Below are 14486 nucleotides of genomic sequence, written 5' to 3' on the forward strand. Positions count from 1 at the left end.
ATGAAGAGGTCTACCGCACGTCAGTTTTATCAGCACTATTTTTCAGCGACAAAGGGAGTGTCCTGGCTGGCCCGCCAGTGCGCAGAGCAGCGGCTGAGAATACTGGAAGATCTGATGCAGTGGGACGTTACGAAACCGACCTCTTCTCGCTAACTCGCCTCGATCATGTGTGACTGAGTATTGGTGCTAATCACCCGCCAGCAAAATGTTTTTTGCTGGCTTTTTTCGTTTACTATTTCACCCAATTTCGATTCGCTTTCATAAGGACTTGCGCATGCTCTGGTTGATGACGATGGGGCGACGCCTGAATGGCGTGTACGCCGCTTTTATGCTGGTGGCCTTCATGATGGGTGTGGCCGGCGCGCTACAGGCGCCGACGTTGAGCCTGTTTCTCAGCCGCGAGGTGGGGGCGCAGCCGTTTTGGGTGGGTCTGTTCTACACCGTCAACGCCATTGCCGGGATCCTCGTCAGCCTGTGGCTGGCGAAACGATCCGACAGCCAGGGCGATCGCCGTAAGCTGATCCTCTTTTGTTGCGCCATGGCCGTGGGCAACGCGCTGCTGTTTGCCTTCAACCGCCATTACCTGACGCTCATTACCTGCGGCGTGCTGCTGGCCTCTCTGGCGAACACCGCCATGCCGCAACTGTTCGCCCTAGCCCGGGAGTACGCCGACAGCTCGGCGAGGGAAGTGGTGATGTTCAGTTCGGTGATGCGTGCGCAGCTCTCTCTCGCGTGGGTCATCGGTCCGCCGCTGGCGTTTATGCTGGCGCTGAACTACGGCTTCACCACCATGTTTTCCATCGCGGCGGGGATTTTTGTCATCAGCCTGGCGCTGATAGCCTTTGCGCTGCCATCGGTGGCGCGCGTAGAGCAGGTGACGGACAAGCCCATCACGCAGGTGAGCGGCTGGCAGGATAAAAACGTCCGCATGTTGTTTATCGCCTCCACGCTGATGTGGACCTGCAACACCATGTACATTATTGATATGCCGCTGTGGATCAGCAGCGATCTGGGACTGCCCGACAAGCTGGCGGGTATTCTGATGGGCACCGCTGCCGGGCTGGAGATCCCGGCGATGATTCTGGCGGGTTACTACGTCAAACGTTTCGGAAAGCGTCGGATGATGGTCGTCGCCGTGGCGGCCGGGGTACTGTTCTACGCGGGGCTGATCCTGTTCCATTCGCGTGAAGCCTTGCTGGCTTTACAGCTGTTTAACGCGGTGTTTATCGGAATCGTTGCCGGGATAGGCATGCTCTGGTTCCAGGATTTAATGCCGGGGCGCGCAGGCTCCGCGACCACGCTGTTTACCAACAGTATCTCTACCGGCGTGATTCTGGCAGGGGTAATTCAGGGGGCGCTGTCGCAAAGCTATGGGCATGCATCCGTGTACTGGGTGATCGCAGCGATTTCGCTTGTCACGCTGATGCTGACGTGCCGGGTAAAAGACGTTTGATTCTGGAAGGCGGCTTCACGAAATGAAACGACTTTCTGACAGGCACAGAGAAGGCGCATAGAGTGCGTGACGGGTGCTTGAGGCTGTTTGCCTCAGGCTTTCGCAAGAGGCAAACAGTGGAGAGTCCCACATCAAAAAACTGATGGGGAGATTAACTTCACAACCCACATTGCGAGGTTAGTCTCTTCATTGCCGAAAAGCAATAAGGAGGCTGGAATGCCAAAACGTACTCTGCTGTTAGGTTTGTTTCTGATCTGTACGACGCTGTTGATCTTCACCTGGATGGTGCGCGACTCGCTGTGTGAGCTGCACTTCAGACAGGAGAAAACAGAGCTGGCAGCAGTGTTGGCTTACGAAGCAAAACGTTAGCGGTATTGGCGGGGGTTTTTCCCCGCCTCTCCAGAGTGGTTGAGCCTCAACGCACCCTTATCAATGGCCCGCGCCCTGCGGGCCATTGCCTTTAGCCCATAAATGCTGGCTGTTTTTTCTCGTAGGCGGAGATAGCTTCTTCGTGTTGCAGCGTCAGGCCAATGCTATCCAGACCGTTCAGCATGCAGTGGCGGCGGAACGCATCAATGCTGAAGCTGTAGGTCTTATCCCCGGCTTTCACCACTTCTGCTTCCAGATCCACCTCAAACGCAATCCCCGGATTCGCCTGCACCAGCGCAAACAGTTCATCGACCTGTTCGTCACTCAGCGTCACCGGCAGCAGCTGGTTGTTGAAGCTGTTACCGTAGAAGATATCCGCGAAGCTCGGGGCGATAACCACCTTAAAGCCGTAGTCGGTCAATGCCCATGGCGCATGTTCACGCGACGATCCGCAGCCGAAGTTTTCCCGCGCCAGCAGAATGGATGCCCCTTTGTATTCCGGAAAGTTCAGGACGAACTCCGGGTTGGGCACTTCGCCTTTATCGTCGAGGAAACGCCAGTCGTTGAACAGATGCGCACCAAAACCCGTGCGCGTCACTTTCTGCAAAAACTGCTTAGGAATGATCGCGTCGGTGTCGACGTTAGCGGCGTCCAGCGGGACAACCCGGCCCGTATGTTGGGTAAATTTCTCTGCCATGATTGTCTCCTTATTTCAGGCTGCGAATATCGGCGAAATGACCGGTGACTGCCGCAGCGGCGGCCATTGCCGGACTGACCAGGTGGGTGCGCCCACCGCGGCCCTGACGGCCTTCAAAGTTACGGTTGCTGGTGGAGGCACAGCGCTCGCCCGGATTCAGGCGGTCGTTGTTCATGGCCAGACACATGGAGCAGCCGGGCAGGCGCCACTCGAAGCCTGCTTCAATAAAGATCTTATCCAGACCCTCCGCTTCCGCCTGGGCTTTCACCGGACCGGAGCCTGGCACAACCAGCGCCTGCACGCCCGGCGCCACTTTGCGGCCTTTAGCGATTTCTGCCGCAGCGCGTAAATCTTCAATACGGGAGTTGGTACAGGAGCCAATGAATACTTTATCAATGCTCACATCGGTCAACGGTACGCCGGGCTTCAGCCCCATATAGGCCAGCGCTTTTTCCGCACTGGCGCGCTCGACCGGATCGGCGAAGGAGGCCGGGTCAGGAATACTGTCGTTGACGGAAATCACCTGGCCCGGGTTGGTGCCCCAGGTGACCTGCGGGGCGATCTCTTCCGCCTGTAACGTCACAACGGTATCAAAAATTGCCCCCTCGTCCGTTTTCAGGGTTTTCCAGTACGCTACCGCGTCGTCAAAATTCTGACCTTTCGGCGCATGCAGACGCCCCTTCACATAGTTGAAGGTGGTTTCGTCTGGGGCCACCAGGCCTGCTTTGGCGCCCATCTCAATGGCCATGTTGCACAGGGTCATACGACCTTCCATGCTCAGCGCCTGGATAGCGTCGCCGCAGAACTCAACGACGTGACCGGTGCCGCCTGCGCTGCCGGTTTTGCCGATAATCGCCAGCACGATATCTTTCGCGGTGATACCCGGCGCAGCTTTACCCTTCACTTCAATCTTCATGGTTTTGGCGCGGCCCTGCTTCAGGGTCTGCGTCGCCAGAACGTGTTCAACTTCAGAGGTGCCAATCCCGAACGCCAGGGCGCCAAATGCGCCGTGCGTCGCGGTGTGGGAGTCGCCGCAGACGATGGTCATGCCCGGCAGCGTAATCCCCTGCTCAGGCCCCATTACGTGGACGATGCCCTGATAGGGGTGGTTCAGATCGTACAGCTCCACGCCAAACTCGTTACAGTTCTTAATCAGCTCCTGCATCTGGATACGCGCCATCTCGCCAGATGCATTGATGTCTTTGGTCTGGGTGGAAACGTTGTGATCCATCGTGGCAAAGGTTTTACCCGGCTGACGCACCGGGCGCTTGTGCGCGCGCAGGCCGTCAAATGCCTGAGGAGAGGTCACTTCGTGTACCAGATGACGGTCGATGTACAACAGTGGGGTTTCGTTTGGTGCTTCGTAAACAACGTGCGCATCAAACAACTTCTCATATAACGTCTTAGCCATGATTACACCCCTTCAGCGACATAGCGGGCAATGATGTCGCCCATTTCATCGGTACTGACTGCCGCCGTGCCGCGTGCTAAATCACCGGTACGGACGCCTTCTTCTAACGCCCGGTTAATGGCGTTTTCAATTGCGGTTGCTGCTTCGCCTGCATCCAGGCTGTAGCGCAGCAGCAGAGCCAGGGAGAGGATCTGCGCAATCGGGTTGGCGATGTTTTTACCCGCGATATCCGGGGCAGAACCACCTGCTGGTTCATACAGACCAAACCCTTCTTCGTTCAGGCTTGCGGATGGCAGCATCCCCATGGAGCCGGTGATCATCGCGCATTCATCCGAGAGAATATCGCCGAACAGGTTGGAGCACAGCAGCACGTCAAACTGGGACGGATCTTTAATCAACTGCATCGTTGCGTTGTCGATATACATATGCGACAGCGCAACGTCCGGGTACTGCTTAGCGACTTCACTGACGATTTCGCGCCACAAAATGGACGACTGGAGCACGTTTGCTTTATCAATCGAGGTCACTTTACGGCGGCGTTTGCGCGCTGACTCAAACGCGATATGGGCGATACGTTCAATTTCAAAACGGTGATAGACCTCGGTATCAAACGCTTTCTCATGCTGACCGCTGCCTTCGCGACCTTTTGGCTGACCGAAGTAGATGCCGCCGGTCAGCTCACGCACGCACAGGATGTCGAAACCGTTGGCCGCGATATCCGCGCGCAGCGGGCAAAATTCTTCCAGCCCCGGGTACAGCTTCGCCGGACGCAGGTTGCTAAACAGTTTGAAGTGTTTACGCAGCGGCAGCAGCGCGCCGCGCTCCGGCTGCTCTGCTGGCGGCAGGTGTTCCCACTTTGGGCCGCCCACGGAGCCAAACAGAACGGCATCGGCACTTTCGCAGCCTTCTACAGTCCCTTTCGGCAGGGGAGTACCGTGGTTATCAATCGCAATACCGCCCACGTCGTAGTGGCTGGTGGTAATTTTCATCGCAAAACGCGAACGTACGGCTTCCAGTACTTTCAGCGCCTGTGTCATCACTTCCGGGCCAATACCGTCACCCGGCAACACAGCAATATGGTAATTCTTCGACATCACACGGTTTCCTTGTTGTTCTCTTTATTCTGAGCTTTGCGTTGCAACTCTTTTTCGACTTCGGCGGCGCGCCAGATGTTGTTCAGGACATGCACCATCGCTTTCGCGGAGGATTCGACGATATCTGTCGCCAGACCCACACCGTGGAAGCGGCGACCGTTATAGTTGACGACGATATCAACCTGGCCCAGGGCGTCTTTACCGTGCCCTTTAGCCGTCAGGTCATATTTCACCAGTTCAACGTCGTACTCGGTGACGCGGTTAATCGCCTGGTAAATGGCATCCACAGGGCCGTTACCGTTGGCGGCTTCCGCTTTAATTTCATCGCCGCAGGCCAGCTTGACGGAGGCGGTAGCGATATCACTTGAGCCTGACTGAACGGTGAAGTAGTCCAGACGGAAGTGTTCTGGCTCTTCCTGCTGTTTGTTGATGAATGCCAGCGCTTCCAGGTCGTAATCGAAGACCTGGCCTTTCTTGTCAGCCAGTTTCAGGAATGCGTCGTACAGCTGATCCATGTTGTAATCGCTGTCCTGATACCCCATCTCTTCCATACGGTGTTTCACCGCCGCGCGGCCAGAGCGCGAGGTCAGGTTCAGCTGAACCTGGTTCAGACCGATGGATTCCGGAGTCATGATTTCGTAGTTTTCACGGTTCTTCAGCACGCCATCCTGGTGAATACCGGAGGAGTGAGCGAACGCGCCAGTACCAACAATCGCCTTGTTCGCCGGGATCGGCATATTGCAAATCTGGCTCACGGTCTGGCTGGTGCGCCAGATTTCGTTGTGATTGATGCGAGTGTGTACGTTCATAATGTCTTTGCGCACCTTGATCGCCATGATCACTTCTTCCAGCGAGCAGTTGCCGGCGCGTTCACCAATGCCGTTCATTGCCCCTTCTACCTGACGCGCGCCGGCGTGGACGGCAGCGATGGCATTGCCCACAGCCAGACCCAAATCATCGTGGGTGTGAACAGAGATGATGGCTTTATCAATATTAGGTACGCGGTCGTACAGGCCGGTGATGATGTTAGAGAACTCAAACGGCATGGTGTAGCCGACGGTATCCGGGATGTTGATGGTTCTGGCTCCGGCATTAATCGCGGCTTCCACTACACGGGCCAAATCGTCAATCGGCGTGCGGCCTGCATCTTCACAGGAGAATTCGACGTCATCAGTATAGTTACGCGCGCGTTTAACCATATACACCGCACGTTCGATCACTTCATCCAGCGTGCTGCGCAGCTTGGTTGCAATGTGCATGGGGGAGGTGGCAATGAATGTATGGATACGGAAGGCTTCTGCAACTTTCAGGGATTCCGCGGCCACATCAATATCTTTCTCAACGCAGCGAGCCAGACCGCATACGCGGCTGTTTTTGATGGTGCGGGCGATGGTCTGTACTGACTCGTAATCACCCGGCGAGGAGACGGGAAAGCCGACTTCCATTACGTCTACACCCATGCGTTCGAGGGCCAGCGCAATTTGCAGTTTTTCTTTAACACTCAGGCTCGCCTGTAATGCCTGTTCACCGTCACGTAAAGTAGTATCGAAAATAACGACTTGCTGGCTCATGGGTTAGGTCCTTGTCAGTCTTAGGGCGCCTTGCTACGAGCATAAAAAAACCCGCGCAGTGGCGCGGGTTTTTAGTTTTACTGAAGACGATTCAACGCTGAATTTCGCCCGCCAGTCTACCGCGCACAGTGGATGCGTTTAGTAGTAGTAGACCGGTGAAACGAAGGGTGCGAATCATGAATCGTGCTCCAGATGAATGCGATATGCTTTTAGTGGTACTGGATACGCTGACTCATGTCAACCCCTCTCAGGCAAAACGGCCACTCAGCGCAGGATAAACACATTAGCTAATTGTGCTGGTTTTTACGCTGTTAACCGATTTAATTGTCTATTATTGGACTTGAGATTCATCTCTGGAATAATTTGAATATAATTGGTAGCAATTGAACACAGTATTTTTACCGATGTGCTGTGAAATGGAATGCGTTTTATTTCATTGAGTTATAAGTTCTATGAATGAATCATGGGCGGGAAAGTTATCAATATTGATATCATTTTGTTAATGAAATCGTGGTGTATGCCCTTCATAGTTTAATAATACTTAAGTTATTATTAACTAAGGCGGTGATTGTGTATTTGCCAGCTTTATGGTTTCATGCCTGCATTAAAGTTTTAGATATCATTTGAACGATTTTTAGCTCTTCATTCAGGGGATGCTTAATGGCATCTCTTGAATGAGGGTTCTTTATATATTCTGAATTTTAAATAATTTCCTTTCGCTTGTTGTATATGCATGGTAAATCATATTTTTCGAAGTTATTACTGTACTTTGGCAAAGGGAATTTAGCGTGACAGTGGAGTCAGAAATGCCAGAAAATAATATTAACCAACCACAGCCTTATGATGGGGTTAAGCCTCAGTTACGCACAGTGGATCTCAACCTGTTAACTGTATTTGATGCAGTTATGCAGGAGCAGAATATTACGCGAGCAGCGCAATCTCTGGGAATGTCTCAACCTGCCGTGAGTAATGCCGTAGCCAGACTTAAGGTGATGTTTAACGACGAGTTATTCGTCCGGTATGGAAGAGGTATCCAGCCCACGGCGCGTGCATTCCAGCTATTCGGTTCGATTCGTCAGGCGCTACAGCTGGTTCAAAATGAGCTTCCTGGCTCAGGGTTTGAACCTTTAAGCAGTGAGCGGGTTTTCCATCTCTGTGTTTGCAGTCCGTTAGACAATTATTTGACGTCTGTTATATATAATAAAGTTGAACAGATTGCTCCTAATATTCATCTCGTTTTTAAATCATCTTTAAATCAAAACACTGAGCACCAGCTTCGTTATCAGGAAACGGAGTTCGTTCTGGGCTACGAAGAGTTTCGCCGTCCAGAGTTTGCCTGTGTTCCGTTGTTTAAAGATGAAATGGTGTTAGTCGCCAGCAAAAAACATCCACGCATGAATTCGCCGCTGCGTGAAAGCGATGTTTACAGCGAGCAGCATGCCGTTGTTGCTCTGGACAGATATGCTTCGTTCAGTCAGCCGTGGTATGACACTGCCGATAAACAAGCCAGCGTGGCCTATCAGGGGATGGCGATGGTCAGCGTTTTAAATGTCGTTTCTCAGACGCAGCTAGTCGCTATTGCACCGCGCTGGCTTGCTGAAGAGTTCTCCGATTCGCTGAGCCTGCAAATTTTACCTCTGCCGCTCAAGCTGAATAGCCGTACCTGTTATCTTTCCTGGCATGAAGCGGCGGGGCGGGATAAAGGGCACCAGTGGATGGAAGAGTTGCTGATCAATATTTGTCGTCGATAAGTCAGGGTGAATAAACCGCATGGTGACATGCGGTTTATTCTGTGATTTTTTATGCAGGCAATATTTTGTTCTGTGCGCATTTTTTCAGACGCTCAGGGCGGCTTAAAAATAGATGATTTCCTGATCCATCCTCTTTTTAAGAGATGAATTATTAGCGTCTCCCCTCATACCAGACGAATTCACCATATTCGTGTCTGACAGCTATTTTTTCTGCTTTTATTGCCCATTCCCGCATTCCGTTTGCTAATTGCCTGCCTCATAACGAGCGGTTAAGGTATCCCTCACTCTGCACATTATAAGATGGGTTTACCCTGTCAGAAGTCGGCGCGGAAATGAATTCTGTTGACCGTCTATAACAAAAGCCTGGAGGCAAAGCATGGAGATGTTGTCTGGCGCGGAAATGGTCGTCCGATCGCTTATCGATCAGGGCGTGAAACAAGTGTTTGGCTATCCCGGAGGCGCGGTTCTCGATATTTATGACGCGCTGCACACGGTAGGCGGTATTGATCATGTTCTGGTTCGTCATGAACAGGCTGCTGTGCATATGGCTGACGGCCTGGCCCGCGCCACGGGAGAAGTGGGTGTAGTGCTGGTCACTTCGGGGCCGGGAGCGACCAATGCCATCACCGGCATTGCGACTGCGTATATGGACTCTATTCCACTGGTCATTCTCTCCGGACAGGTGGCGACGTCACTGATTGGCTATGATGCGTTTCAGGAATGCGACATGGTGGGGATCTCACGCCCCGTGGTGAAGCACAGCTTTCTGGTTAAGCAAACGGAAGATATCCCGGGCGTGCTGAAAAAAGCCTTCTGGCTGGCCGCCAGCGGTCGTCCTGGGCCAGTGGTTGTCGATCTGCCAAAAGATATTCTCAATCCCGCGAATAAACTGCCTTACCTGTGGCCTGAGTCGGTGAGCATGCGTTCGTATAATCCGACGACGCAAGGGCACAAAGGCCAGATTAAGCGTGCGCTGCAAACGCTGCTGGCTGCGAAAAAGCCCGTAGTCTATGTGGGGGGCGGCGCCGTCAATGCAGCCTGTGAAACGCAACTACGCGAACTGATTGAGAAGCTGAATCTTCCTGTCGCGTCATCGCTGATGGGGCTGGGGGCATTCCCGGCTACCCACCGTCAGGCGCTGGGCATGCTGGGTATGCATGGCACCTATGAAGCCAATATGACGATGCACCATTCTGATGTGATTTTTGCCGTCGGCGTACGTTTTGACGATCGCACCACCAATAACCTGGCGAAATACTGTCCGAATGCGACGGTGCTACACATTGATATCGATCCTACTTCTATCTCTAAAACGGTGCCGGCGGATGTGCCCATCGTGGGGGACGCACGACAGGTGCTGGATCAAATGTTGGAACTGCTGGCGCAGGAGACCGCCTCTCAACCGCTGGATGAGATCCGTGACTGGTGGCAGCAAATCGAACAATGGCGCGGCCGTCAGTGCCTTAAATACGACACGCAGAGTGAAAACATCAAGCCGCAGGCGGTGATCGAGACGATCTGGCATCTGACCAAAGGCGAGGCGTATGTCACTTCTGACGTAGGCCAGCATCAGATGTTCGCTGCGTTGTATTACCCGTTTGATAAACCGCGTCGCTGGATCAACTCAGGCGGGCTTGGCACGATGGGCTTTGGTCTGCCCGCCGCGCTGGGGGTGAAGCTGGCGTTGCCGAACGAAACGGTTATCTGCGTAACGGGTGATGGCAGTATACAGATGAATATTCAGGAGCTTTCTACTGCGCTGCAATATGAGTTGCCAGTGCTGGTGCTTAACCTGAATAACGGTTACCTCGGTATGGTGAAGCAGTGGCAGGATATGATTTATTCCGGCCGTCACTCTCAGTCTTATATGAAGTCACTTCCGGACTTTGTCCGTCTGGCTGAAGCCTATGGTCATATTGGCATGCGGGTAACCGATCCGTCAGAGCTGGAAGCGAAGCTCGGCGAAGCGCTTGAGCACGTTAAAAACAATCGCCTCGTCTTCATGGACGTCATCGTCGACGGCACAGAGCACGTTTATCCGATGCATATCCGTGGCGGTGGTATGGATGAAATGTGGTTAAGCAAAACGGAGAGAACCTGATATGCGCCGGATATTATCTGTATTACTGGAAAATGAGTCGGGCGCACTGTCACGCGTCATTGGGCTTTTTGCGCAGCGCGGATACAACATTGAAAGCCTGACCGTTGCGCCGACCGATGATCCAACGCTCTCCCGCATGACGATCCAGACTGTCGGCGATGCGAAAGTGCTTGAGCAGATCGAAAAGCAATTGCACAAGCTGGTGGACGTGTTGCGCGTCAGCGAGCTGGGGCAGGGGGCTTACGTCGAACGTGAAGTGATGCTGGTGAAAATTCAGGCCAGCGGTTATGGCCGTGAAGAGGTCAAGCGTAACACGGATATTTTCCGTGGGCAGATCATTGACGTCACGCCTTCTATATATACTGTGCAGCTTGCCGGAACGAGCGATAAGCTGGATGCGTTCCTGGCCTCCGTCAGGGATGTGGCAAAAATTGTTGAAGTTGCGCGCTCTGGCGTTGTTGGCCTCTCGCGCGGCGATAAAATCATGCGTTAGTTGCGCAAAAGGTTCGCCTCTTTCAGCCCGGTAGCCAAAGCCGGGCTTTTTTTTGCGTAATCCGCCGACAACGCGGACAAAAGCGGTTGCCGTGAAAGCTATTCTGCGTTTAGATGTTAAAATATTTAACCATAACCTTGACAGGGCCATGGACTTTTTTCTTTTTTTGAGGGGCAATTGTGAAACTGGATGAAATCGCCCGGCTCGCCGGCGTGTCGAGAACCACGGCCAGCTATGTGATTAACGGTAAAGCAAAGCAGTATCGTGTCAGCGATAAGACCGTTGAGAAAGTGATGGCAGTCGTTCGTGAGCATAATTACCATCCGAATGCTGTCGCCGCAGGTTTACGTGCCGGACGCACCCGCTCGATTGGCCTGGTGATCCCGGATCTGGAAAACACCAGCTATACCCGCATCGCCAACTATCTTGAACGTCAGGCTCGTCAGCGGGGCTATCAGCTGTTGATTGCCTGCTCCGAGGATCAGCCCGACAACGAGATGCGCTGCATTGAGCATCTGCTGCAACGTCAGGTTGACGCCATCATCGTGTCGACCTCTTTACCACCCGAGCATCCTTTCTATCAGCGCTGGGCGAACGATCCATTCCCGATTGTGGCGCTGGATCGTGCTTTGGATCGTGAACATTTCACCAGCGTCGTAGGTGCCGATCAGGACGATGCAGAAATGCTGGCTGCCGAGCTGCGTACCTTCCCGGCGGAAACGGTGCTCTATCTTGGCGCTTTGCCTGAACTATCCGTGAGCTTCCTGCGTGAACAAGGGTTCCGTACGGCGTGGAAAGACGATCCGCGTGACGTTCATTATCTGTATGCCAACAGCTATGAGCGCGAAGCGGCTGCTCAGCTGTTCGAGAAATGGCTGGAAACGCACCCGATGCCGCAGGCGTTGTTTACCACCTCGTTTGCCCTGTTGCAGGGGGTGATGGACGTGACGTTACGTCGCGATGGCAAGCTGCCATCCGATCTGGCGATTGCGACCTTCGGCGATAACGAACTGCTCGACTTCCTGCAATGTCCGGTGCTGGCCGTGGCTCAGCGTCACCGCGACGTCGCCGAGCGCGTGCTTGAGATTGTTCTGGCAAGCCTGGATGAACCTCGCAAACCGAAACCCGGGCTTACGCGTATCAAACGTAATCTCTATCGGCGCGGGATTTTGAGCCGCCATTAATATTTCCACAGGGGCGGTAAAACTGCCCCTTTTGCGGCGCATTTATTGCGGGAAATAATTCCCGGATAAAAATTAGGATTTATCTCTAAGATTCGTAGCCGGCTATTTTTCTGAATCCGTTTTGGCGTTAAAAAGCGCAATTATATTTTTTAACGGGCATTCTTTTGTATTGTTTTGTTACAAACAGCCGCCAGCCGATGAATATTCAGCCATTTTTTACTCTCCCCTTTAGCCCTCAATGTACACGAACGAATCCATATTGCCTTGCGCTTAATCTGGTGCTGTTATCCCCCGGCGATATGCCTTAAAATGCTGCCCGCGTCGCAAACTGACACTTTATATTTCCCTGCGATGATATTGAGTGAGTCTTAACGCTCGTGTGCATATTCGGTTTTTTTCTTACAAATATTCATAACGTTAATTTTGCCTCGCCAGTTGTGTAGTTATTAGCCAGGTCACTCTTGCTCTGTAAATACGGTGCTTTCGCGCCGGTATAGAGAGAGTCCTGGCTTGACAAGCTTTTCCCTCGCTCCGTAAACTCCTTCAGGTGGGAATTTGTGGGTTAAAGTGGTGAGGAGGGGTGAGGCTGGCATGTTCCGTGGAGCAACGTTAGTCAATCTCGACAGCAAAGGTCGTTTATCGGTACCAACCCGATACCGCGACCAGCTGATTGAGAACGCTTCGGGTCAACTGGTTTGCACCATTGACATCAACTCCCCCTGCCTGCTGCTTTACCCTTTGCCTGAATGGGAAATCATTGAGCAAAAGCTGTCGCGACTGTCGAGCATGAACCCGCAAGAACGCCGCGTGCAGCGGTTGTTATTGGGACATGCCAGTGAATGTCAGATGGATAGCGCCGGGCGATTATTGATTGCGCCTGTGTTGCGACAACATGCCGGTCTGACTAAAGAAGTGATGCTGGTCGGGCAGTTCAACAAGTTTGAACTGTGGGACGAAACGACCTGGTATCAACAGGTCAAGGAAGATATCGACGCTGAGCAGTCTGATTCCGCAACATTATCGGAACGGCTGCGGGACTTGTCTCTATAAATATGATGGAAAATTATAAACATACAACGGTGCTGCTGGATGAGGCCGTTAACGGCCTGAATATTCGTCCAGACGGCATCTATATTGATGGCACTTTTGGTCGCGGTGGTCACTCGCGTTTGATCCTCTCCCAGCTTGGAGCGGAAGGACGCCTGCTGGCAATTGACCGCGATCCGCAGGCGATTGCCGTTGCGCAAACCATCGATGATCCTCGCTTTTCCATCGTGCATGGACCTTTCTCTGCGCTTGCGGATTATGTCGCTGAGCGCGGCCTGACCGGCAAGATCGACGGGATTCTCCTCGATCTTGGCGTCTCTTCACCACAGCTTGATGATGCAGAACGCGGCTTCTCCTTTATGCGTGATGGGCCGCTGGATATGCGTATGGACCCCACTCGTGGCCAGTCTGCCGCTGAATGGTTACAAACTGCTGACGAAGCGGATATTGCCTGGGTAATCAAAACCTTCGGTGAAGAACGCTTTGGCAAACGTATTGCGCGCGCCATCGTGGAGCGCAACCGCGTTGAGCCAATGACCCGTACCAAAGAGCTGGCAGAAGTCATCGCGGCGGCAACGCCGGTGAAGGACAAGCACAAACATCCTGCGACCCGTACCTTCCAGGCGGTTCGTATCTGGGTAAACAGTGAACTGGAGGAAATAGAGCTGGCGCTAAAAAGCTCGCTCGACGTGCTGGCCCCGGGTGGGCGGTTATCCATCATCAGCTTCCATTCGCTGGAAGATCGCATCGTAAAACGCTTTATGCGTGAACAGAGCCGCGGTCCGCAGGTTCCAGCTGGGCTGCCGATGACGGAAGAACAACTCAGAAAGCTGGGAGGCCGTCAGTTGCGAGCATTAGGCAAGTTGATGCCGGGCGAAGAAGAGGTGGCAGAGAATCCACGTGCCCGTAGTTCAGTGCTGCGTATTGCAGAGAGGACGAACGCATGATCAGCAGAGTGACAGAAACCCTAAGCAAAGTTAAGGGATCGTTAGGAAGCAACGAGCGCCATGCTTTGCCTGGCGTGATCTGCGACGATCTTTTGCGGTTTGGGAAGCTGCCACTCTGCTTGTTCATTTGCATCATTGTGACGGCAGTCATGGTGGTCACCACCGCTCACCATACCCGTTTATTGACTGCGCAGCGCGAACAGATGGTACTGGAACGCGATGCGCTGGATATTGAATGGCGAAATCTGATCCTTGAAGAAAACGCGCTCGGCGATCACAGCCGGGTTGAGCGGATCGCAACGGAAAAACTGCAATTACAGCATGTTGATCCTTCGCAGGAAAATATCGTAGTACAAAAATAAGGGAAA

Annotated in this window: 15 protein-coding genes; 10 read left to right on the plus strand and 5 right to left on the minus strand. The window is 53.2% G+C overall.

Features of this window, described 5'->3' with window-relative positions; translation table 11 throughout:
• The 3 genes from sgrT (at position 1) to L463_RS14870 (ending at position 1822) form a co-directional block, all read left to right on the plus strand.
• Complete coding sequence (sgrT, locus tag L463_RS14880) at positions 1-153, plus strand: glucose uptake inhibitor SgrT (protein ID WP_003856388.1); 153 nt, start codon at positions 1-3, stop codon at positions 151-153.
• Positions 154-274: 121 nt separating this feature from the next.
• Positions 275-1453, plus strand: a complete 1179-nt coding sequence (locus L463_RS14875) for a sugar efflux transporter (RefSeq protein ID WP_015572661.1) — start codon at positions 275-277, stop codon at positions 1451-1453.
• A gap of 216 nt (positions 1454-1669) precedes the next feature.
• Entirely contained in the window at positions 1670-1822 is a 153-nt protein-coding gene (locus L463_RS14870) for a Hok/Gef family protein (RefSeq protein WP_010427008.1), read from the plus strand.
• Positions 1823-1913: 91 nt separating this feature from the next.
• Here the strand turns inward: L463_RS14870 and leuD are convergent, their stop codons facing one another.
• From leuD to leuL, 5 genes are all read right to left on the minus strand, one after another.
• On the minus strand, positions 1914-2519 hold the full coding sequence (gene leuD, locus L463_RS14865; protein ID WP_023295915.1) for a 3-isopropylmalate dehydratase small subunit: 606 nt from the start codon (positions 2517-2519) through the stop codon (positions 1914-1916).
• A 10-nt stretch (positions 2520-2529) separates the two neighbouring features.
• On the minus strand, positions 2530-3930 hold the full coding sequence (gene leuC / locus L463_RS14860) for a 3-isopropylmalate dehydratase large subunit (protein ID WP_003856382.1): 1401 nt from the start codon (positions 3928-3930) through the stop codon (positions 2530-2532).
• Positions 3931-3932: 2 nt separating this feature from the next.
• Positions 3933-5024 (minus strand): 3-isopropylmalate dehydrogenase, encoded by a 1092-nt coding sequence (gene leuB, locus L463_RS14855; RefSeq protein WP_023295916.1) that lies wholly within the window; start codon positions 5022-5024, stop codon positions 3933-3935.
• A complete protein-coding gene (leuA, locus tag L463_RS14850; RefSeq protein WP_032103177.1) occupies positions 5024-6595 on the minus strand; it encodes a 2-isopropylmalate synthase in 1572 nt (523 codons plus the stop codon). Before leuA ends, leuB begins: the two co-directional genes overlap by 1 nt.
• Positions 6596-6686: 91 nt before the next feature.
• Complete coding sequence (gene leuL, locus L463_RS24715; RefSeq protein WP_057979999.1) at positions 6687-6773, minus strand: leu operon leader peptide; 87 nt, start codon at positions 6771-6773, stop codon at positions 6687-6689.
• A gap of 628 nt (positions 6774-7401) precedes the next feature.
• On the opposite strand from leuL, the gene leuO reads away from it, so the two are divergent.
• The 7 genes from leuO to ftsL all read left to right on the plus strand — a co-directional run bounded on the left by leuO (position 7402) and on the right by ftsL (position 14480).
• Complete coding sequence (gene leuO / locus L463_RS14845; protein ID WP_017383788.1) at positions 7402-8346, plus strand: transcriptional regulator LeuO; 945 nt, start codon at positions 7402-7404, stop codon at positions 8344-8346.
• Between the two features lie 376 nt (positions 8347-8722).
• Entirely contained in the window at positions 8723-10447 is a 1725-nt protein-coding gene (gene ilvI, locus L463_RS14840; RefSeq protein ID WP_015572665.1) for an acetolactate synthase 3 large subunit, read from the plus strand.
• Between the two features lies 1 nt (position 10448).
• Positions 10449-10940 (plus strand): acetolactate synthase small subunit, encoded by a 492-nt coding sequence (gene ilvN, locus L463_RS14835; RefSeq protein ID WP_003856371.1) that lies wholly within the window; start codon positions 10449-10451, stop codon positions 10938-10940.
• Between the two features lie 179 nt (positions 10941-11119).
• Positions 11120-12124, plus strand: coding sequence for a catabolite repressor/activator (gene cra, locus L463_RS14830; protein ID WP_003856369.1), 1005 nt, complete (start codon positions 11120-11122; stop codon positions 12122-12124).
• 591 nt (positions 12125-12715) lie between these two features.
• Positions 12716-13174 (plus strand): division/cell wall cluster transcriptional repressor MraZ, encoded by a 459-nt coding sequence (mraZ, locus tag L463_RS14825; RefSeq protein WP_006810119.1) that lies wholly within the window; start codon positions 12716-12718, stop codon positions 13172-13174.
• A 2-nt stretch (positions 13175-13176) separates the two neighbouring features.
• Positions 13177-14118, plus strand: coding sequence for a 16S rRNA (cytosine(1402)-N(4))-methyltransferase RsmH (gene rsmH / locus L463_RS14820; RefSeq protein ID WP_003856366.1), 942 nt, complete (start codon positions 13177-13179; stop codon positions 14116-14118).
• On the plus strand, positions 14115-14480 hold the full coding sequence (gene ftsL, locus L463_RS14815; protein ID WP_032673118.1) for a cell division protein FtsL: 366 nt from the start codon (positions 14115-14117) through the stop codon (positions 14478-14480). Before rsmH ends, ftsL begins: the two co-directional genes overlap by 4 nt.
• Positions 14481-14486: the final 6 nt, after the last annotated feature.

Source organism: Enterobacter sp. BIDMC 27, from assembly GCF_000534415.1.
In the GTDB taxonomy this organism is placed as follows: Bacteria; Pseudomonadota; Gammaproteobacteria; order Enterobacterales; family Enterobacteriaceae; genus Enterobacter; species Enterobacter hormaechei_C.